We start from the raw sequence: 19,636 nt of genomic DNA, 5'->3' as shown, positions 1-19,636 counted from the left end.
CCTAGTCCGCCAGGTCCGCCCTCACCTGAGCGATCCTCTCCAGCACCTTCGACCGCAGGTCGGCGGGGACGGGGTCGCAACCGCAATGCTTGGCCACGAGCGCCTTGACCGCCTTGTCCAGGTCGTATTCCTTCAGGCAAGGGCTGCACTCGTCGAGGTGTACGCGGATGTCGGAGACATCGCCCTCGGTCAGCTCGCCGTCGAGGTAGGCGTAGACCTTGTCCAGCACCTCGCGACAGTCGGTGTCGTGCGGGTTGCCACAGCTCATTTCGATCCCTCCGATGGGACCAGGCCGCGCTCGCGGGCGTAGTCCTCAAGGAGGCCCCGGAGCTGCCTGCGTCCCCGATGCAGCCTGGACATCACGGTGCCGATGGGGGTGCCCATGATGTCGGCGATCTCCTTGTAGGGGAAGCCTTCGACGTCGGCGAGGTAGACGGCGATCCTGAACTCTTCCGGCAGCGCCGCGAGCGCCTGCTTGATGTCGCCGTCGGGGAGGTGTTCGAGCGCCTCCACCTCGGCCGACTTCAGCCCGCTGGAGGTGTGGGACTCGGCGCGCGCGAGCTGCCAGTCCTCGATCTCCTCGGTGCCGGACTGCTTGGGCTCACGCTGCTTCTTGCGGTAGCTGTTGATGAACGTGTTCGTCAGGATCCGGTAGAGCCACGCCTTGAGGTTCGTGCCCTCCTGGAACTGATGGAACGACGCGAACGCCTTGGCGAAGGTCTCCTGAAGCAGGTCCTCCGCGTCAGCGGGGTTCCGGGTCATCCGGAGCGCGGCGGAGTAAAGCTGTTCGAGATACGGCATCACGTCGCGCTCGAACCGCTCGCTGCGCTGCTCCAGAGTCTCCGCGCCTGTCGCGGGCACCGGACCCACCCCCCTAAGATCACCGGTGGCCGGCTGTGGCGGTACACCGTACTCAGGGGAGAATACCCGCTGGCCGATGACCACCTGGTCATCGGGGCGCGGTCTTTCCAATATGAGCATGCTCGTCGCAACACACCCGCGCCCTTGTCTGTTCCCGCAAGATAGAAGGTACAGAGGACCCGGTGCGGGGAACGTCATACGTACCGGCTGGTAGCCCTTTTTCCGGAACTCAGGAGTCGCGTGTGCTGCCCATTCCGGCCGAGGAACTGAACGGCTCAGGGACGCTCGGGCCGTACTGGACCTTCTATCGCGCCGTCGCCGCCGAACAACTGAACCGCTGGCTCCCCGGCGAACCCTCCGTGATCCTCGATCTGTCCGGCGGCCGCGGGCGCTGGTCCGGCCAGGCGGCGAGGGCGGGACACCGGGTGATCGAGGTGCTCGACTTCCGCCGGACCGTGGACGCGCAGTCCCGCTTGCGGGACGCCGACCGGGTTCGGCACGTACGCGCCGATGATCTGGCCTTTCTTCCCGATGAGAGCGTCGACGCGGTGCTCGCCGAGGAACGCGCGATGTCGATCGAGCTCATGGCCGAGTCGGCGATGAGCGACGTGGCCCGGGTGCTGCGTCCGGGCGGGCGGGCGCTGGTGTGCGTCGACTCGCTGGTGCTCGGCATGGCGATCCTGGCCGAGCAGGAGCAGTGGCAACACCTGCGGCAGACCGGCGAGGTCATGCTGGTGCCGTGGCCCGACGGCAGCATCACGCGCTGCTTCAGCAGCGGTCAGCTGCGTGAGCTGCTGATGGGCGCCGGGCTGGAGGTGGAGTGGATGCGGCCGCGCACGGTGTTGTCGCCGTCCACGGTCGACCACGTGCTCGGGTCCGACGGGCGGGCCCTGACGTGGCTCGTGCGCACCGAGCTCGACGCCCATCCGGACGACGACGACACGGTCGGGATCCACCTGGTGGCGAGCGCCCGCAAGAGCTGAGCGACACACCGGCCGAGCCGCCGCCGTCCCCCGGCACGCCGTGGACGGCGGCGGCGGCTCCGCGCGGTCAGCGGCGGCGTTCGCGTCTTCCCTGGCATTGCACGCAGCGGGCGGCCTCCGGGCGGGCCTCCAGCCTGCCGTCCGGCACCGGCTTCTCGCAGTCGACACACCTGCCGTACGCGCCTTCGTCCAGGCGTACCATCGCCTCGGTCACCGCGCGGCGCTGCGCGGTCGCCACGGTGATCATGGCCTGCGCGCGGTCGGCGTCGGTGAGGTCGGAGCCCGCGTCGGCCGCCGAGTGCTCACGGATCGCGACGGGGTCGCCTTGGAGGACCTCGATCGAACGGTCCAGCTCCGCGAGCATGTCCTGGAGCCGCTTACGAGCGGTCGTGACGTCCACGAATCCGCACCTCCGGGTGCAAAAGGGGGAGCAGCCCGCGGCTGGGACTCCCCGGTTGTCCCGCCCGGCGCAATTAGGGGCATGTTGTGGCGGTGACACCGAGTGAACGGTCGCATCGCTTTCCTCACCGGATGCCCACTTACCGCGCTTCTTACACCTTTAGAAAAGGCCCGCTTCTTCCTCATCGGGCAGCGGTTTGATGAGATCCGGGCCATTGTTCCGGACATTATTGACATCAGTAGAAACTGCATATGCCGTGAGTCTCCCGGCCTCCGCGGGCACCAGGAGTCCGGAGGCCGCCTCGGTGTCGGTGAGGCCGGGGTCGAGCCAGTCGGCCCAGCGGTCGCGCTCGATCATCATGGGCATCCTGTCGTGGATGCGCCCGAGCTGGTCCTCCGCGTCCGTGGTGATGACCGTGCAGGTCACCAGCCATTTGAGCGGGTCGTCGTCGTCGCGGGTGCGGTCCTTCCAGAACTCGTACAGGCCGGCCATGGCCAGCACCCCGCCGTCCTCCGGGTGGATGAAGTACGGCTGCTTCTTCTTCTCGCCCTCGACGGCCATCCACTCGAAGTAGCCGTCGGCCGGGATCAGGCACCTGCGCTTGGCGAACGCCTGCCGGAACGACGGCTTCTCGGCCAGCGTCTCGGCCCTGGCGTTGATCAGCCGGGAGCCGATCGACGGGTCCTTGGCCCAGACGGGCACGAGCCCCCACCTGACGATCCTGAGCTGCCGTACCGGGTGCTCGTCCTCCTTGGACGGCCGGCTCATGACCGCGTAGACGTTCTTGGTGGGGGCGACGTTGAAGTCCGCGCCCAGTTCCTTGTCGGGCTCGCCGTCGAGCTCGACCTGGAACTCCTCCAGCAGCTCGTGCTTCTTGCGCGCCGAGGCGTATCTACCGCACATGTCCCCACATTGCCACACGCCCGGGTTCGGCTCGCGTGTTTGCTTCCGCCCCCGCGCGACGGGGTAGGCGTGCACGCATGAAGGCTTACCAGCTCCTCGCGCCAGGCAGGGCCGACCTGACCGACGTGGACGTGCCCTCGCCCGGCCCCGGCGAGGTGCTGCTGCGGGTGGCCGGGTGCGGCGTGTGCCACTCGGACCTGCACCTGCTGCACGCCTCCGGGCTGCCGTACCCGATGACGCTCGGGCACGAGCCCGCGGGCACGGTGGCGGAGCTGGGGGCCGGCGTACACGGGTGGGAGGTCGGCCAGGGCGCGCTCGCGTACATCGTGTGGGGCTGCGGCATGTGCCGCCGGTGCGCCGAGGGGGCCGAGAACGCCTGCGAACGGTTCCCGCGCGGGCTCGTCCCCGGGCCGGGGCTGGGGTATCCGGGGGCGATGGCGGAGTACATGGTCGCGCCCGCGCGTTCGCTGGTGCCGCTCGGCGGGCTCGACCCGGTGGAGGCGGCGCCGCTGGCGGACGCGGGGCTCACGCCGTACCACGCGATCGACCGGTGCCGCGCGCTGCTCACACCGGCCGCGACCGCGGTGGTGATCGGGGTGGGCGGCCTCGGGCACCTGGCGGTGCAGATCCTGCGGGCGGTCACGGGCAGCAGGATCGTGGCCGTCGACGTCGATCCCGCCAGGCTGGCCGCCGCCGAGGGCTTCGGCGCCGACGAGACCGTCCTGTCCGACGAGGAGGCGGCCGGGCGCGTGCTGGAGCTGACCAAGGGCGTGGGGGCCGACGTGGTGCTCGACTTCGTGGGCTCGGGGCCGACGTTGTCGCTGGCGGCCGGGGTGTTGTCCTCCTACGGGTGCCTGACGGTCGTGGGGCTGGCGGGCGGGACTCTGGCGTTCCCCGCCGCGAGCCCGCCCCAGGGGCTGCCGTGGGGCGCTGCGGTGACCAAGCCTTACGCGGGGACTCGGCGCGACCTGCACGAGGTGCTGGCCCTGGCCCGGCAGGGGCGGATCAGGGCGCGTGTGCAGCGCTGGCCGCTGGCCGCGGCCACGTCGGTGCTGGCGGAGCTGGAGGCCGGCACGATCGAGGGCCGCGCGGTCCTGACCCCCTGACCGCCCGCCGCCCCTCCTCGGGAGCGGCGCGACGCGTTGTCCACAGGCTGTGAACGCTCCGTACCCGGGCCAGTAGGCTTTGACCATGCCCGCTCCGCACTGGCCCGCGCCGACGGCCGCCGCTCCCGTCATCGCCTCCGTCCGCCTGCCCGGCTCCAAGTCCGTCACCAACCGCGCGCTGCTGCTGGCCGCGCTGGCCGACGGTCCCGGCGTCGTACGCCAGGCGCTGCGCAGCCGCGACGCCGACCTCATGGTGTCGGCGCTGCGCGCGCTCGGCGCCACGCTGACGGCCGTGCGCGAGACCACGGACTCGGTCGACTGGGAGGTGACGCCCGGCCCGGTCCGCGGCGGCGCGCGCGTCGACGCCGGGCTGGCGGGCACGGTCATGCGGTTCGTCCCGCCGATGGCGGCGCTGGCCGACGGGCCGGTCTTCTTCGACGGCGACCCCTATGCCCGCAAGCGTCCGATGGGCCCGATCCTCGACGCCCTGCGCGCGCTCGGGGCGCGCATCGACAACGACGCGCTGCCGTTCACCATCAGCGGGCCGCTGACCGGCGGCGAGGTCACGATCGACGCCTCCGGCTCCTCGCAGTTCGTCTCGGGGCTGATGCTGACGGCGGCGCGGTTCGAGAAGGGCGTCACGATCCGCCACGTGGGCCCGCCGGTGCCCTCCCAGCCGCACATCGAGATGACCGTCCACATGCTGCGGGAGGCCGGGGTCCGGGTCGACGACGCCGAGCGCGACGTGTGGCGGGTCGAGCCGGGCCCGATCGCGGCCAGGGACATGACGGTGGAGCCCGACCTGTCCAACGCGGCGCCGTTCCTGGCCGCCGCGCTGGTCACGGGCGGCACTGTCACGGTCCCCGGCTGGCCGGAGGAGACCACGCAGCCGGGCGACGCGCTGCGCGGCCTGCTCACCGCCTTGGGCGCCACGGTGACCCGCGACGGCGACGACCTGGTCGTCACCGGCACGGGCGAGGTCAAGGGCCTCGACGCCGACCTCCACGAGGTGGGCGAGCTGACCCCCACGATCGCCGCGCTGGCCGCCCTGGCGACCACGCCCAGCCGCCTGCGCGGTGTCGGCCACCTGCGCGGCCACGAGACCGACCGCCTGGCCGCGCTGGCCACCGAGATCAACTCCCTCGGCGGCGACGTCGAGGAGACGGCCGACGGCCTGATCATCCGCCCGCGCCCGCTGCGCGGCGGCGTGTTCCACAGTTACGACGACCACCGCATGGCGACGGCGGGGGCCGTGATCGGCCTCGCGGTGCCGGGCGTGGAGGTGGAGAACATCGCGACGACCGCCAAGACGCTGCCCGAGTTCGTCCAGATGTGGGCGGCGATGCTGGGCTCCCGATGAGCGGCGGCGATCAGGCGTTTCGCGGCAGGCGGCTCGGGCACGTCGCAGGAGGGTCGCCCGTGGTGACACGCCGCCCTCGCCGCGCGACCACCTCGGGGCATGCCCCGCGACCAGGACTTCCGACATCCATGAGAGAGGGCGAGCGTATGGGAGCGGACCGCTGAGCAAGCGGCAGTACGACGAGGACGACGTACGGGTCAGGCCGGGCAAGGGCTCGCGCCCGCGCACCCGCATCCGTCCCGCGCACGAGGACGCCGTCGAAGGCTTCGTGGTGGCCGTCGACCGGGGCCGCTACACGACCCTGGTCGAGCCCGAACGCGGCCACAAGCGCAAGCAGCAACAACAACGCCGGCTCGTGGTCGCCATGAAGGCCCGCGAGCTGGGCCGCAAGGGCATCGTGGTCGGCGACCGGGTGGCCCTGGTCGGCGACGTGTCGGGCCGCCCCGACACCCTGGCCAGGGTGGTCCGGGTGGAGCCGCGCACCTCGATGTTGCGCCGCTCGGCCGACGACACCGACGACACCGACGGCATCGAGCGTCCGGTCGTGGCCAACGCCGACCAGCTCGTGATCGTCACCGCGCTGGCCGACCCGCCGCCGCGGCCCCGGATGATCGACCGGATCCTGGTGGCGGCGTTCGACGCCGAGATCGACACCCTGCTCTGCCTCACCAAGTCCGACCTCGCCCCGCCCGACGAGCTGGTGGCCCTGTACGAACCGCTGGGCGTGTCCCACATCGTCGTCCACAAGGGCGGCTCGCTCGACGAGCTGCGCGACCACCTGGCCGGCCGCATCAGCGTGCTCGTGGGCCATTCGGGCGTGGGCAAGTCCACCCTGGTCAACGCTCTGGTCCCCGACGCCAACCGGGCGGTCTCGCACGTCAACGCCGTCACCGGCCGCGGGCGGCACACCTCCACCTCGGCCGTCGCCCTTGAGCTGCCCGAGGGCGGCTGGATCATCGACACGCCGGGGGTGCGCAGCTTCGGCCTGGCCCACGTGTCGGTCGAGACCGTGCTGGCCGCCTTCCCCGACCTGGTCGAGGGCACGGTCACCTGCCCCAAGGGCTGCACCCACCTGGGCGAGGGCTGCGCGCTCGACGCCTGGGCGGCCGCGGGCCACGCCGACGCGGCCCGCCTTGAGTCCCTGCGCCGCCTGCTGGCCAGCCGCGAGGGCGCCCCCGACGAGCCGCCCGCCTGATCCCCTGGCTCAGGGGCGGTTGGGGCGCAGGGTCCAGGTGACGGTCAGGGTGGAGACCTGCGTGCCGGCCGCGTCCAGGACGTCGACCACCACGTCGAAGACCGGCCGCTCCCCCGCGTCCAGCTTGCCGACGACCTCCTCCCTGGAGGCGGCCACCCGCGCCTCGGCCCGCACCTCCCCCAGGGCCACCTTCCGGAACTCGATCGTCGCCGTGGTCGGCAGCGGCACACAGCGGCTGAGCTGATCCCCGAACCTCGACAACACCGCCGCCCCCGACGCGGACTCGGCCAGCGTGAACAGCGTGCCCGCGTGCGGCCCGCCCACGTGGTTGTGCAGCTCGGGCCGGTCCGGCAACCGGCATTCCGCCCGGCCGTCCTCGACCGAGTCGAACACGATCCCCAACGTACGGGCGAAGGGAACGGTTTCGAGAAGCAAGGCACCTACATCAAAGGACATAGGAGACATGTTACTCATCAGTAGGTGAAAGGGGAGTTACCAGAAAACAGGTGTTGGTGACTGATGTTCGGCGGGCCTGACGCGGTAGCGTGGGCGATCGTGCAGGGTTACAACGACGATCTACGCCTCGCTCACGTCATGGCCGACGCCGCCGACGACCTGACCATGCGGCGGTTCAAGGCGGTCGACCTCAAGGTCGAGACCAAGCCCGACCTCACGCCCGTCAGCGACGCCGACCGCACCGTCGAGGAGGCCATCCGCGGCACGCTGCGCCGGGCCCGGCCGCGCGACGCCGTGGTGGGCGAGGAGTTCGGCAAGACGGGCTGGGGAGCCCGCTCGTGGATCATCGATCCCATCGACGGCACCAAGAACTACGTGCGCGGCGTCCCCGTGTGGGCCACGCTGATCGCCCTCATGGAGTACGGCAAGGTCGTCGTCGGCCTGGTGTCGGCCCCCGCCCTCGGCCGGCGCTGGTGGGCGGCGGCCGACGGCGGCGCGTGGACGGGCCGGAACCTGACGAAGGCAACCCGGATGAACGTCTCCTCGGTCACCAGGCTGGAGGACGCCTCCTTCTCCTACTCCAGCTTCGGCGGCTGGGACAAGCTCGGCAAGCTGGACAACTTCCTCGACCTCGGCCGTGCCTGCTGGCGCACCCGCGCGTACGGGGACTTCTGGTCGCACATGATGGTCGCCGAGGGGTCGGTCGACGTGTCCGCCGAGCCGGAGTTGTCACCGTGGGACATGGCGGCCCTCACCGTGATCGTCGAGGAGGCCGGCGGCGTCTGGACCGACCTCGCGGGCGTACGCGGTCTGGAGGGCGGCAGCCTGGTCTGCACGAACGGCGCCCTGCACGACGACGTCCTGAACCGCCTCAACGGCACCACGATCATCTCCTAGAGCCGGTTCACGCCGTCTCGAAATCGGTGCACAACCACTGAAGGCCGTGCCGCTCCAGGCGTACGGCCAGAACGTGACTGCGCTCGCCGCAATGCACCAGCACGCACATTTCCACGGCCCCATCCCGCGGTTCCTTGACGTGCGGGCTCCCGACGAACGGCGGGCGTTCGGCGACAATCATCCGCCCGGCCCTGACGAGATCCCGATAGGCTCGGGCGGTGAGCCGGTCGGCCACCGACTCCGGCGGCCGGCGGCCGGTCAGCACCTCGGCCAGCGCCTGCCCGAGCTGGCGTAGTCTGCGCTCGTCGGGCCTGGCTCCGGCCGGTCCCCAGACCAGCGGGGTCAGGGCCAGCGCGCCGTGCGTGGGCTCGTCCGGCATGCGCCCTCCAATTTCTCGGGGGAAGAAAGAAACGCCTTAATGAGTTTTCGGGCCGGGCCGCCGGATACGAAATCCGCCAACTTTACCCGACCCTTGTCCAATTTCGTCCCCATGGGCGGAGAAAGGCGTCCCGGAGCTGGATCCCCTTTTTTCATATCGGTTGTTCAGAGCGACAACACCCGTGTGACCGCATTCATCAGCGCGTCCCGGTAGGAACCGCCGTACAGGACCACGTGCACCAGCAGCGGATGCAATTGGTGCAGCGGAACCCGCTCCCGCCACCCCGGCGCGAGCGGACACTCCTCCTCGTACGCCCGCATCACCCGATCCAGGTACGGCAGCCCGAACAGGGCCAGCATGGCCAGATCCGTCTCCCGATGACCGCCATGGGCCGCCGGATCGACGAGCACCCCCGTGCCCCCGGACCACAACACGTTCCCGCTCCACAGATCCCCATGGATGCGGGCGGGCGGCTCGGGCGGCCCGGACACCTCGGGAAGACGTTCGACGGCCCGCTCCACCAGCGCCACGTCCCGGGCGGGCAGCCGCGCCCGGCGCAGGAACGGCAACAGCCGCCGGGTCGCGTAGAAGTCCGGCCAGTCGCCGGCGGGCGAGTTGTCCATGGGCAGGTCGGCGATGAACCCCGGCCAGGGCGCGCCGAACCCGGCCGCCCCCGCGCGGTGCAGGCGGGCCAGGTCCGCGCCGAACCGGTCGGCCGCCCCGGCGGTGGGCGGCTCCTCCGGCACCCACGACAACACCAGCCGGTCCGGGCCGACCTCCACCACCTCGGGCACGCTGATCGCCTCGCCCAGCCACCTCAGCCCCGCGGCCTCGGAGGCGAACACGTCGGAGGCCGCACCGGTCTTGGCGAACACCTGCCGCCCGTCCTCCAGCACGCCACGCTGCAGCCGCCAGCCGTGGGAGGAGCCGAGGTCCTCAGCCGATCTCATCGGCGATGTGCTTGGCCACGCCCTCCGAGGCCGTCTCCAGCATGGTCAGCACCTCCTCGAAGCCCTCACGACCGCCGTAATAGGGGTCGGGCACCTCGGCGCCGTCCGGCGCGCCGGGGTCGAACGAGCGGAACAGCCGCACCTCCACTCCGGTGGGCGCCAGGCGGCGCAGGTTGGCCACGTTGTCGCGGTCCATGGCCAGCACCAGGTCGTAGCGGTCGAACCAGTCCTCGGTGAACTGCCTGGCGCGGTGGGCGGCGCCGTCGTAGCCGTGCTCGGCCAGGGTGCCGAGCGCCCGCTCGTCCATCGGGTCGCCGGCGTGCCAGCCGCCGGTGCCCGCGCTCTCGACGACGACCCGGCCGCCGAGCCCGCGCTCCTCCAGGGTCCGGCGGAGCACCACTTCCGCCATCGGCGACCGGCAGATGTTGCCCATGCACACGAGACACACGCGATAGCTCATGTATCCCATCTTCGCTGGTCAAATTGATGGAGATGACCAGGCGCGTTCACCGAACGTTCACCCTTGTTGGGGGGTCTGAGTCACTTTGCCTGCATAACTTCATGGACGACTAAGGACCAAGTGAGGGGAACCCAACCGTGAAGTATGCAGGCCGGCTCGCCGCCGTCGCCGTCGTCGGCGCGCTCTCGCTCGCTGCGTGCGGCACAGACGACAACAGCTCCGGGGGCACGAACAGCACCACCTCTGCCAGCGCTCCCGCCGCGGGCAACGACAACGGCCTGAGCGGCACGCTCAACGCCGCCGGTTCGTCGGCCCAGGCCAACGCGATCGACCAGTGGAAGAAGGACTTCCAGGCCAAGAACTCGGGCGTCAGCCTGAACTACCAGCCGAGCGGTTCGGGTGCCGGTGTGCAGTCGTTCATCGCGGGCACGGTCGACTTCGCGGGTTCGGACTCCGCACTCAAGGACGACAAGGGCGAGCCCGCCCAGGCCGACGCCCGGTGCAAGACCGGCAAGGCCATCAACATCCCGATGGTGACCGGCCCGGTCGCGGTCGTCTACAACGTCCCCGGCGTGGACGGTCTGCAGCTGTCGCCCAAGACCATCGGCGGCATCTTCGACAGCAAGATCACCAAGTGGGACGACGCGGCCATCAAGGCCGACAACCCCGACGCCAAGCTCCCGTCCACCCCGATCTCGGCCTTCCACCGCTCGGACGAGTCGGGCACCAGCGACAACTTCACCAAGTTCCTCAAGGCGACCGCCGGCTGGCCGTACGAGCCCGCCAAGGCGTGGCCCGCCGAGGCCAAGGGTCAGGGCGCCAAGGGCTCCGACCAGGTCGCGGCCAGCGTCAAGAGCACCGAGGGCTCCATCGGCTACGTCGAGCTCTCCTACGCCGAGAACTCCCAGCTCAGCAAGGCCAAGGTCGCCAACGGCGCGGGCGAGTTCGTCGAGCTGACCGCCGACAGCGCGGCCAAGACGGTCGAGACCGCCGAGATCACCGGCACCGGCAACGACCTCAAGCTGAGCATCGACTACGCCACCAAGACGGCGGGCGCGTACCCGATCGTGCTGGTGACGTACGAGATCACCTGCGAGAAGGGCCTCGCGCCCGAGCAGGCCAAGCTCGTCAAGGAGTTCCTCACCTACACCTCCAGCGACGAGGGCCAGGCCGCGCTGAAGGACCTCGGCTACGCCCCGCTCGCGGGCGAGCTGCTCACCAAGGTCCGCACCGCCGTCGGCGCGATCTCCTAGCAGCAGATGACGACCAACGTTCGTACCCGTGGGGGCGGGCCGGCCACGGGCCGGTCCGCCTCGCGGCGCAGCCATGGTGAAGGCCCCTTCAAGTTCGTCTCCACCGGTGCCGGCGTCCTGCTGCTGGCGATCATGGCGGCCATCGCCGTGTTCCTCATCAGCGAGGCCGTGCCGGCCCTGCAGGCGAACAAGGGCAACTTCTTCACCGACCTGATCTGGGAGCCCAACGGCAGCCAGGTGTTCGGCATCGGCGCGCTGGCGTTCGGCACCGTCCTCAGCTCGACGATCGCGCTGGTCATCGCGACCCCCATCGCGGTCGGCGTGGCGCTGTTCATCTCCCACTACGCGCCCCGCCGCCTGGCCGGGCCGCTCGGCTACCTGGTCGACCTGCTGGCCGCCGTGCCCAGCGTCGTCTACGGCCTGTGGGGCGTGACGTTCCTGGTGCCGCTGCTGCGCACGCCGTCGCAGTGGCTCAACGAGAACCTCGGCTGGTTCCCGCTGTTCTCCGGCGAGGGGGCCATCGGCGGCAAGACCATGCTGGCCGGCGGCATCGTCCTGGCGATCATGATCCTGCCGATCATCGCGGCCATCTCACGCGAGGTCTTCCTCCAGGCCCCGAAGATGAACGAGGAGGCGGCCCTGGCGCTCGGCGCCACCCGCTGGGAGATGATCAGGATGGCCGTGTTGCCGTTCGGCCGTCCCGGCGTCATCAGCGCCGCCATGCTCGGCCTCGGCCGCGCGATGGGCGAGACCATCGCGGTCGCGCTGATCTTCCCCGCCACCTTCGACCTCAGCTTCGAGATCCTCACCCCGCACGCCAACAGCATCGCGGCCAACATCGCCAACGGCTTCGGCGAGGCCACGCAGGTCGGCCGGGGCGCGCTGATCGCCTCCGGTCTGGTGCTGTTCGTGATCACGCTGCTGGTCAACATGGGCGCTCGTATGGTGATCAACCGGCGCAAGGAGTTCAGGGCGGTAGGGGCATGACCATCCAGCACATCTCGACCGGCCGCCGGATCAAGGACAGGTTCGTCCAGGGGCTGGTCTATCTGGCGTTCGCGCTGGCCGTCGTACCGCTCATCTCGGTGTTGTGGCTGGTGATCTCGAACGGCCTGGCCCGCTTCGACCTGGAGTTCCTCACCCACTCGATGCGGAACATCGGCGCCCGCGACGTCGGCGGCGGCGCGTACCACGCCATCATCGGCACCTTGGAACAGGTCCTGCTGGCCTCGCTCATCTCGGTCCCGATCGGCCTGTTCACCGCCATCTACCTGGTCGAGTACGGCAACGGCGGCCGCCTGAGCCGGGCCATCAGCTTCTTCGTGGACGTCATGACCGGCGTCCCTTCCGTCGTTTCCGGCCTGTTCATCCTCGCCTTCTGGGTGCTCTTCCTGGGCAACCCGTTCTCCGGCTTCGCCGGCGCGCTCGCGCTGTCGATCCTGATGATGCCGACCGTGGTCAGATCGGCCGAGGAGATGCTCCGGCTGGTGCCCAACGACCTGCGCGAAGCCTCGTACGCGCTGGGCGTGGCCAAGTGGCGCACGATCCTCAAGGTCGTGCTGCCGACCGCGTTCACCGGCATCGTCACCGGCGTCATGCTGGCCGTCGCGCGAGTGGCCGGCGAGACCGCGCCGCTGCTGCTGACGGTGTTCTTCACCGACTCCATCAACAACGATCCGTTCAGCGGGCCGCAGATGGGCCTTCCCCTCTTCGTCTTCGACCAGGCGGCCCGTCCCAACGACACCGCCATCGACCGCGCCTGGGCCGGAGCCCTCACGCTGATCCTGATCGTCATGCTGCTCAACCTGGTGGCGCGCCTGATCGCCTGGTGGCGCAGGCCCGCCAGGGGCCGATAGGGGGTAACCGCCACAATGTCCAAGCAGATCCAGATCTCGGGCCTCGACGCGTACTACGGATCGCACAAGGCGATCGAGGACGTGTCGATGACCATCGAGCCGCGCTCGATCACCGCGTTCATCGGCCCGTCCGGGTGCGGCAAGTCGACGTTCCTGCGCACGCTCAACCGTATGCACGAGGTGATCCCCGGCGCCCGCGTCGAGGGCAAGGTCCTGCTCGACGGCGAGGACCTGTACGCCCCCACCGTCGAACCCGTCTCGGTCCGCCGGATGGTCGGCATGGTCTTCCAGCGCCCCAACCCGTTCCCCACGATGTCGATCTACGAGAACGTGGCCGCCGGGCTCCGCCTCAACGGCCGGATCGGCAGGTCCACGCTCGACGGCATCGTGGAGGACTCGCTGAAGGGCGCCAACCTCTGGAACGAGGTCAAGGACCGGCTGAACAAGCCCGGCGCCGGCCTGTCCGGCGGTCAGCAGCAGCGCCTCTGCATCGCCCGCGCCATCGCGGTCAAGCCGCAGGTCCTGCTCATGGACGAGCCGTGCTCGGCACTCGACCCGATCTCGACGCTGGCCATCGAGGACCTGATGGCCCAGCTCAAGGAAGAGTTCACGATCGTGATCGTCACCCACAACATGCAGCAGGCCGCCCGGGTCAGCGACCGGACCGCGTTCTTCAACCTGGCCGCGCAGGGCAAGCCCGGCAAGGTCATCGAGATGGACGACACCTCCCGCATGTTCACCAACCCGTCAGAGAAGGCGACCGAGGACTACATCACGGGACGCTTCGGCTGATGACCCCACAGCAGGCGGCATCCACGATGAACGGGGACACGAGGACCAAGCCCGTACTGCTCATCGCCGACCCCGACGACGCCGTGGTCGATGACCTGGCCACGGCGCTGGAACGTGAGGGCGTGGCCGTCACCGGCGCGCCGGACGGCGCCCAAGGGCTGCTGCAGGCGGGGGCGCTGCAGCCGGACGTGGTGCTCGTGTCGGCCACGCTCCCCGTCATCGACGCGGTCGACTTCGTCCGTGCGGTACGGCTCGCGCGAGCCGTACCGGTCCTGCTCGGCGTCGGCGAGGGGAACGCCGAGCAGGCCGTACGCGCACTCGCCGCGGGGGCGGCGGCCTGCGTGGCCCGGCCGTACCGGGTGCCGGAACTGCTGCCCTTCATCCAGGCGGCCTCCCCCGAGACCCGCAAGGTGCTGGCCGTCGGCGGCGTCGAACTGGACGTCCAGGCGTACCAGGTGCGCGTCGAAGGCCGCGCGGTACATCTGCCGCTGCGCGAGTTCGAGCTGCTGCAGTACCTCATGCGCAACGCCGACCGTACGGTCACCCGCGAGCAGATCATGCGGCACGTGTGGAACGCCGCCGCGACCACCTCGACGAACACCATCGCGGTGCACGTCAAACGGCTGCGGGCGCGGCTGGGCGACAACGACGACCAGCTCATCCAGACCGTACGCGGCGTCGGCTACCGGCTGGTCACCCCGAGCACCTCCGGAAGCTCCGCATGACACGCTCGGCGACGCCCTCGACGGTCGCGATGCCGTACCGCACGTCGATGCTGCCCTCGGTGAGGACGGCCACGGCGTAGTCGTGGCCGTGGCCCCGGATCAGCCCCACGCTGACCGTGGCCCAGCGCTTGGTGGACACGCGCCGTAGCCAGCCGTTCTTCAGGTGCACGCGCTCGCCCTCGCAGGCCGCGGCGGAGACGCCCCAGTCCTGGTCGCCGGCGACCGCGCCCATCAGCCTGAGCGCCTGCGCGCGCTCCTTCGCCGCCAACGGGCTCTTCCCGGACACCAGTCCCCTCATCAGGCGAACCTGGTCCTCCACGGACGTTCTGGTGATGCCCCAGCAATAGAGGTCGACGCAGTCCCCCGGGACGCCCTGAGTGTGCCTGAGCCCGAACCTCCGGCCGGCCTCGGTGAAGCCCGCCGCGCCTCCGATCCGCGACCAGAGGCGGTCGGCCGCGTGGTTGTCGCTGTGGCGGATCATGAGATCGGCGTCGTGCCTGACAGGCCCGGGAAGCCTGCGCCACGGGGTCCTGAGCAGCAGTCCCATGAGGATCTGGACCTTGGCCGTACTGGCCGTGATCAGCCGTTCGCCCGGATGGTAGCGGTAGACCCGCCCGGTGGTCAGGTCCTCGACCATGGCCGAGACCGGCCCCGGCCGGCCCGCCAGGAAGCGGTCGAGCCGCTCGCTGATCTGCTTCGCCGGTACGGGCCGCCGCTTCGTCACCCGCCCGGTCTCGACCGGCGCGGCCGGGTGTGTGTACCGCAGCACCCGCACGGGAGTCGCCGCCTGCGGGCGTGCCCGCGGCTCTGCTGAGGTCTTTTCCGGGACGAACGGTGGCATCAGGAGGGCGAGCGCGATGACCAGCCGTGGAAGCGTGCGTACGCCGCCCGCGATCATGCGGTGCATTATCACGAAAAAAGGTGACAACCCGCTAGAAGTTGCTGGAAATCATTTTCGCCAGCTTCTCCTACGGCACGGGCACCCGCCCGATGGTAAGCGAAGTGACCGCTGATACGATTCCCCTCTTTCGGGGTTTCCCAGCACTATCGGGGCGAAAGTGACAACGGGGCCGAGTTATCCGCAGCAGCATCCGCAGTTCCACCCGCAGTTCCACCCGCAAGGGCAGCAACCATGGCAAGCCATGCCGCCGCCCCCACCACCTCAATCAGCTCCACCACCTCCTCTTCCTCCTCCTCCGCTCCCTCCCAGGCGCCGGACCGGCTTCTGGCTGACCATGGGCGTCGTCTCGCTCGTGGTGGCGATCGCCGTGGGCGCGGGAGTGGGTCTCGTCCTGCGGGGCCGTATCGGCGTCCAGGACCCGCTGCGCCGCCAGGAGGCGTCGGGCAAGAGCGACCCGAACGCCGTGGTCGTCACCGACGAGGAGATCAACAAGCTGGTCGACTCCCACGGCAAGGCACTGAGCAGCGGGAACGTCGACGCGTTCACCTCCATCTTCGACAAGGGCAACACGACGCTCATCCGCGACCAGCGCAAGGTCTTCGCGAACCTGCGCAAGGTGCCGCTCAGCGAGGTGTCGTACCGGGTGCTGCACCGCGAGGGCCGCGCCGAGGACAGCTTCGGACGAGCCGTGAAGTTCACGCAGGATGTCGCGTTCGTTCACCGGTTCGCCGGCATCGACCTGCGGCCGGTCTCCGAGTGGTACCGCTGGACGCTGGAGAAGGCGTCCGCGAGCGCGCCGCTGGTCGTCACCAAGGTGGACGGCGCGCCGCCACCCATGCTGAGCGGCAGCTCCAAGTCCATGTACTACCCGGGCCCGTGGGACATCTGGCCGGACATCACCGTGGCCCGCGCGGGCGCCAGCGTCGTCCTGGCCCACCCCCAGGACGCCGCGCTGGCCAGGCGTATCGCCCCGGTGGTCGCCGGGGCGGCCAAGAAGAACCTGGACTTCTGGAAGCGCAACGGCGACCCGGCGGCGCCCGTACCGGCCGGGTTCGTGGTCGCGCTGGTGAAGGGACAGAGCCAGCTCGGCAACCTGTTCCGCAAGGAGAAGGCGCACGAAGCGGGCGTGTCCATCCCGATGCCCGCCTGGGCCTCGCTGGGCGACGACGTGAAGATCGGCGGCACCCGCGTGGTCATGGACACCACCACCTCCTTCTTCCGCTCCTCGGCGGGCATCCAGGAGATCAGCACGCACGAGCTGGCCCACTCCCTCCTCGCCGGCCTCGACAGCGCCGAGTTCTCCCTGTTCGGCAAGCCGAACTGGGTCATCGAGGGCTTCGCCGAGTACGCCGCCAACCGCGGCGTCCCGATCAACCGGAACGTCCGCTACCAGGAAGGCCGCGCCTACCTGGCCGGCCGCCTCGCCGCGCCCTTCAGCGGCCGCCTCCCCGACAACACGTTCTGGGACTTCAAGGGCATGACGAGCGTGAACTACCTGATGGGACACCTGGCCATGCGCTACATAGCCCAGCGGTACGGCGACAAGAAGCTGACCAGCGCGGTGGTCGCGACCTACCGGGGCAAGGGCGACGACAGCGAGGCTGCGCTGTTCAAGGAACTGGGCGTGACCAAGGCGGACTTCGAACGGCAGTGGGCGTCGTACGTCCGCCGGCAGCTGGCCTGAACGGGGAACCAACAATGACCGACCACTCCCAAACCCCACCCAACCCGTACGGCCAACCCGCCTACCCACCCGCGCCAGGCCCGGCCACCTACCCACCCCCCTCAGCCGCGCCCTACCCACCGCCAGGCCCCGCGGCCTATCCCCCCTCAGGCCCGGCGACCTACCCCTCATCCCCGGGCCCAGCGACCTACCCACCTTCAGGCCCTGCCGCCTACCCACCTTCGGGCCCCAGCGCCTACCCGCCTTCGGGCCCCGCCGCCTACCCGCCCGGCCAGGACCCCGCCGCCTACCCTCCGGGGAACACGGCCCCCAACCCCTACCCGCCGCCTCCCACGGCCGCAGGCGCCACCCCCTACCTCTCCCCCTCAGCCGCAGCAGGCCCGGCCACCTATCCCCCGCAACCGGCACCGCCACCCACATACCCCCCGAACACCCCCACCTTCGGCAACCCACCGCCGCCATACGGACAACCACCGCACCACCCCGACACCCCGTACGGCGGTTCCCCCGCGCCCGCACAACCGCACCAGAGCCGCCCGAAGTGGAAGACCGCCCTGCTCGCAACCGGCGCGGCCGTCGTACTCCTCTCCGTCAGCACGGGAACCGCCTGGTTCGTCGCCACAACCGGAACGACCACCGGCGCCGACGGCACCGGTTCCGGCGACGACACGGGCGCCGGAGCGGACGAATGGGCCGTCCCTCTCGCGAACGCCGGCAGCTCGGACTTCACCACCGGCCTGGCCTTCGGCAGCTGGCTGACCGACAAGGTCGTCATCCGCGCCCAGAAGGACGGCGTCCTGGCCTACGACCTCGGATCCGGAAAACGTGCCTGGGGCGTCCCTGCGCCGGGAGCCCAGCTCTGCGGCGCCACCCCGGAGTTGTCGCAGGGCAAGGCCGCCGTCGCGTACGGCAGCAACACCCTGTGCGACCACTTGGCCGGCGTCGACACGGCCACCGGCAAACTCATCTGGAAAATCAAGATCCCCGCCGAGAAGTCCCGCCTCTCGAACTCCCTCACCGTCCCCCGCATCATGAGCTCCGACGGCGTGGCCATCGTCGAGCTGAGCGACACGGTGACCGCCTACCGCCTCTCCGACGGCCGCAAAGTGTGGAGCGCGACCGCCTCCCGGGACGACGGCTGCCACCTGAAGGACATCAGCGCCTCCCCCACCCGCGTCGCGGCCATCCTCGACTGCACGTTCAGGGGCGGCACCCGCCTCCAGTTCATCGACCCGAAGACCGGCAAGGTCACCAAGCAGGCCCCCGTCGGCGACCTGGGCCTCATGAGCAGCCTCCTGTCCGCCGACCCCGCGATAGTCCAGAACGAGTCCGGCGGCCAGAACAGCTTCACCGTCTACTCGGACACCGCCACCAAGGTCACCGAATTCAAGACCCCCGAGATAGACATGCTCGCCATGAACACCGTGGCCTTCGTGACCGGCATGTTCGAACAACACCGGTACGTCATCCACGGCGACCGCCTCTACCTCGCCTCGTTCCCGCAGAACGTGCCGCAGCAAATGCGTTCCAGCAACAAGGCCCTGGCCTACGACCTGAAGACCGGCAAACAACTGTGGGAATCGTCCGACACCCACGACACGATCCTCACCTACGTACGCGCCGACGACCAGGGCCTGCTTGCCGTGGAAACCGGCGACCGCCGTGACCTGGCCCCCCGCCTCATCCGCCTGGACGCCACCACCGGCAAGGCAACCGAACTGGCCACCCTCCCCCAGAAGTACGGCACCGAGGCCGAAAAGGCCCGCGTCTTCGAACGCAACGGCGCAGTAATCATCATCCCCTGGACCTCAGTAGCCACCAAGAACGCCATCAGCTACGTCAACACCCGCTAACCCCCAAACCAAAAAGGCTCCGCGCACAATGCGCGGAGCCTTTCCCATGTCTCCCCTTCGGCCGGTGAAACAGATGTCCACAGCCTTGGAACCCTGGCGGGGCGGATATTCGGGGTTGGAGCCGCGAGGGCGCATTCTCGGCTGAACTGGGCGGGCTTCGGACCGGGGATGCATGCGCTCTTGCCTCACCGGAAAGTTCGCTGTCGGTGGCGTGTCGTGTTCTTCAGGCCCTGACGGTGCCGCATATTGCAGGGCACGATGTCAGCTGCAAGCTTGTGGGAAGCTTCCACCAACCCACAGGCGGCAACCCGCCCGAGCCACGAGCTCCCTGCCCAGGCGCCATCGCCCCAGCACACCCCGAGCCACCCACCGTCGAGCCACCCACCGTCGAGCCGCCGTCAGGGCCGCACCTCAGGCCGGCGCGCATCCGCAACCCCGCTCAACAGCGCGACCTGCACGACCTGCAACATGCCCCAGAAACGCAGAAAGGGCTCCGACCGAAGTCGGAGCCCTTCCCAAAAGATTGTCCGGCGGTGACCTACTCTCCCACACCCTCCCGAGTGCAGTACCATCGGCGCAGAGAAGCTTAACTTCCGGGTTCGGAATGTAACCGGGTGTTTCC

The 19,636-nt window shown here is 69.9% G+C and carries 21 protein-coding genes and 1 rRNA gene; 12 read left to right on the top strand and 10 right to left on the bottom strand.

Going from position 1 to position 19,636, the window contains the following annotated elements; all coding sequences use genetic code 11:
* Position 1: 1 nt before the first annotated feature.
* Positions 2-268 carry a mycothiol system anti-sigma-R factor gene (gene rsrA / locus IEZ27_RS07410; RefSeq protein WP_125648073.1) on the bottom strand — a complete coding sequence of 89 codons (267 nt, stop codon included), beginning with the start codon at positions 266-268 and terminating at the stop codon, positions 2-4.
* Positions 265-870 carry a sigma-70 family RNA polymerase sigma factor gene (locus tag IEZ27_RS07405; protein ID WP_125648071.1) on the bottom strand — a complete coding sequence of 202 codons (606 nt, stop codon included), beginning with the start codon at positions 868-870 and terminating at the stop codon, positions 265-267. The genes rsrA and IEZ27_RS07405 overlap by 4 nt, the downstream gene beginning before the upstream one ends.
* A gap of 233 nt (positions 871-1,103) precedes the next feature.
* Here IEZ27_RS07405 and IEZ27_RS07400 point away from each other — a divergent pair, with 233 nt between their 5' ends.
* The gene (locus IEZ27_RS07400; RefSeq protein ID WP_189646551.1) at positions 1,104-1,844 is read left to right on the top strand and encodes a class I SAM-dependent methyltransferase; all 741 of its coding nucleotides are present in this window, start codon (positions 1,104-1,106) and stop codon (positions 1,842-1,844) included.
* Between the two features lie 67 nt (positions 1,845-1,911).
* Here the strand turns inward: IEZ27_RS07400 and IEZ27_RS07395 are convergent, their stop codons facing one another.
* Positions 1,912-2,244 carry a TraR/DksA family transcriptional regulator gene (locus IEZ27_RS07395; protein ID WP_189646550.1) on the bottom strand — a complete coding sequence of 111 codons (333 nt, stop codon included), beginning with the start codon at positions 2,242-2,244 and terminating at the stop codon, positions 1,912-1,914.
* A 159-nt stretch (positions 2,245-2,403) separates the two neighbouring features.
* Positions 2,404-3,147, bottom strand: a complete 744-nt coding sequence (locus tag IEZ27_RS07390; protein ID WP_189646549.1) for an SOS response-associated peptidase — start codon at positions 3,145-3,147, stop codon at positions 2,404-2,406.
* A 77-nt stretch (positions 3,148-3,224) separates the two neighbouring features.
* On the opposite strand from IEZ27_RS07390, the gene IEZ27_RS07385 reads away from it, so the two are divergent.
* From IEZ27_RS07385 to rsgA, 3 genes are all read left to right on the top strand, one after another.
* Positions 3,225-4,253 carry an NAD(P)-dependent alcohol dehydrogenase gene (locus IEZ27_RS07385; protein WP_189646548.1) on the top strand — a complete coding sequence of 343 codons (1,029 nt, stop codon included), beginning with the start codon at positions 3,225-3,227 and terminating at the stop codon, positions 4,251-4,253.
* 85 nt (positions 4,254-4,338) lie between these two features.
* Complete coding sequence (gene aroA / locus IEZ27_RS07380) at positions 4,339-5,613, top strand: 3-phosphoshikimate 1-carboxyvinyltransferase (protein WP_189646547.1); 1,275 nt, start codon at positions 4,339-4,341, stop codon at positions 5,611-5,613.
* 160 nt (positions 5,614-5,773) lie between these two features.
* Positions 5,774-6,808: a ribosome small subunit-dependent GTPase A gene (gene rsgA, locus IEZ27_RS07375; RefSeq protein WP_189646939.1), complete on the top strand. Its 1,035-nt coding sequence runs from the start codon at positions 5,774-5,776 to the stop codon at positions 6,806-6,808.
* A 9-nt stretch (positions 6,809-6,817) separates the two neighbouring features.
* Here the strand turns inward: rsgA and IEZ27_RS07370 are convergent, their stop codons facing one another.
* Positions 6,818-7,282, bottom strand: a complete 465-nt coding sequence (locus tag IEZ27_RS07370) for a DUF4442 domain-containing protein (RefSeq protein ID WP_379478552.1) — start codon at positions 7,280-7,282, stop codon at positions 6,818-6,820.
* Positions 7,283-7,327: 45 nt separating this feature from the next.
* Between IEZ27_RS07370 and hisN the strand changes: the two genes are divergently transcribed.
* A complete protein-coding gene (hisN, locus tag IEZ27_RS07365; RefSeq protein ID WP_379478551.1) occupies positions 7,328-8,161 on the top strand; it encodes a histidinol-phosphatase in 834 nt (277 codons plus the stop codon).
* Positions 8,162-8,168: 7 nt separating this feature from the next.
* On the opposite strand, the gene IEZ27_RS07360 is transcribed toward hisN, so the two are convergent.
* The 3 genes from IEZ27_RS07360 to IEZ27_RS07350 form a co-directional block, all read right to left on the bottom strand.
* Positions 8,169-8,540, bottom strand: coding sequence for an Rv3235 family protein (locus tag IEZ27_RS07360; RefSeq protein WP_189646544.1), 372 nt, complete (start codon positions 8,538-8,540; stop codon positions 8,169-8,171).
* A 164-nt stretch (positions 8,541-8,704) separates the two neighbouring features.
* Positions 8,705-9,490 (bottom strand): fructosamine kinase family protein, encoded by a 786-nt coding sequence (locus IEZ27_RS07355; protein WP_189646543.1) that lies wholly within the window; start codon positions 9,488-9,490, stop codon positions 8,705-8,707.
* Positions 9,477-9,950: a low molecular weight protein-tyrosine-phosphatase gene (locus IEZ27_RS07350; RefSeq protein WP_189646542.1), complete on the bottom strand. Its 474-nt coding sequence runs from the start codon at positions 9,948-9,950 to the stop codon at positions 9,477-9,479. The genes IEZ27_RS07355 and IEZ27_RS07350 overlap by 14 nt, the downstream gene beginning before the upstream one ends.
* Positions 9,951-10,087: 137 nt before the next feature.
* Here IEZ27_RS07350 and pstS point away from each other — a divergent pair, with 137 nt between their 5' ends.
* Genes pstS through IEZ27_RS07325 form a run of 5 tightly spaced genes read left to right on the top strand, consistent with a single transcriptional unit; the run spans position 10,088 to position 14,576 of the window.
* Complete coding sequence (gene pstS / locus IEZ27_RS07345; protein ID WP_125648035.1) at positions 10,088-11,203, top strand: phosphate ABC transporter substrate-binding protein PstS; 1,116 nt, start codon at positions 10,088-10,090, stop codon at positions 11,201-11,203.
* A 6-nt stretch (positions 11,204-11,209) separates the two neighbouring features.
* Complete coding sequence (pstC, locus tag IEZ27_RS07340; protein WP_125648032.1) at positions 11,210-12,190, top strand: phosphate ABC transporter permease subunit PstC; 981 nt, start codon at positions 11,210-11,212, stop codon at positions 12,188-12,190.
* Positions 12,187-13,059: a phosphate ABC transporter permease PstA gene (gene pstA / locus IEZ27_RS07335; protein WP_125648028.1), complete on the top strand. Its 873-nt coding sequence runs from the start codon at positions 12,187-12,189 to the stop codon at positions 13,057-13,059. The genes pstC and pstA overlap by 4 nt, the downstream gene beginning before the upstream one ends.
* A 15-nt stretch (positions 13,060-13,074) precedes the next feature.
* Complete coding sequence (gene pstB / locus IEZ27_RS07330) at positions 13,075-13,851, top strand: phosphate ABC transporter ATP-binding protein PstB (RefSeq protein ID WP_125648025.1); 777 nt, start codon at positions 13,075-13,077, stop codon at positions 13,849-13,851.
* Positions 13,851-14,576 (top strand): winged helix-turn-helix transcriptional regulator, encoded by a 726-nt coding sequence (locus IEZ27_RS07325; RefSeq protein ID WP_125648023.1) that lies wholly within the window; start codon positions 13,851-13,853, stop codon positions 14,574-14,576. Before pstB ends, IEZ27_RS07325 begins: the two co-directional genes overlap by 1 nt.
* On the opposite strand, the gene IEZ27_RS07320 is transcribed toward IEZ27_RS07325, so the two are convergent.
* Complete coding sequence (locus tag IEZ27_RS07320) at positions 14,545-15,474, bottom strand: serine hydrolase (RefSeq protein ID WP_229823589.1); 930 nt, start codon at positions 15,472-15,474, stop codon at positions 14,545-14,547. The genes IEZ27_RS07325 and IEZ27_RS07320 overlap by 32 nt on opposite strands.
* A gap of 337 nt (positions 15,475-15,811) precedes the next feature.
* Here IEZ27_RS07320 and IEZ27_RS07315 point away from each other — a divergent pair, with 337 nt between their 5' ends.
* Together IEZ27_RS07315 and IEZ27_RS07310 are read left to right on the top strand one after the other, a co-directional pair.
* The gene (locus IEZ27_RS07315; protein WP_189646541.1) at positions 15,812-17,161 is read left to right on the top strand and encodes a hypothetical protein; all 1,350 of its coding nucleotides are present in this window, start codon (positions 15,812-15,814) and stop codon (positions 17,159-17,161) included.
* Between the two features lie 14 nt (positions 17,162-17,175).
* Complete coding sequence (locus IEZ27_RS07310; RefSeq protein WP_189646540.1) at positions 17,176-19,014, top strand: outer membrane protein assembly factor BamB family protein; 1,839 nt, start codon at positions 17,176-17,178, stop codon at positions 19,012-19,014.
* A gap of 525 nt (positions 19,015-19,539) precedes the next feature.
* On the opposite strand, the gene rrf is transcribed toward IEZ27_RS07310, so the two are convergent.
* Positions 19,540-19,636 (bottom strand): 5S ribosomal RNA (gene rrf / locus IEZ27_RS07305); the annotation flags it as partial.

Source organism: Nonomuraea spiralis, assembly GCF_014648435.1.
GTDB classification, from domain to species: Bacteria; Actinomycetota; Actinomycetes; order Streptosporangiales; family Streptosporangiaceae; genus Nonomuraea; species Nonomuraea spiralis.
This window is presented reverse-complemented; position numbering and strand designations above follow the sequence as displayed.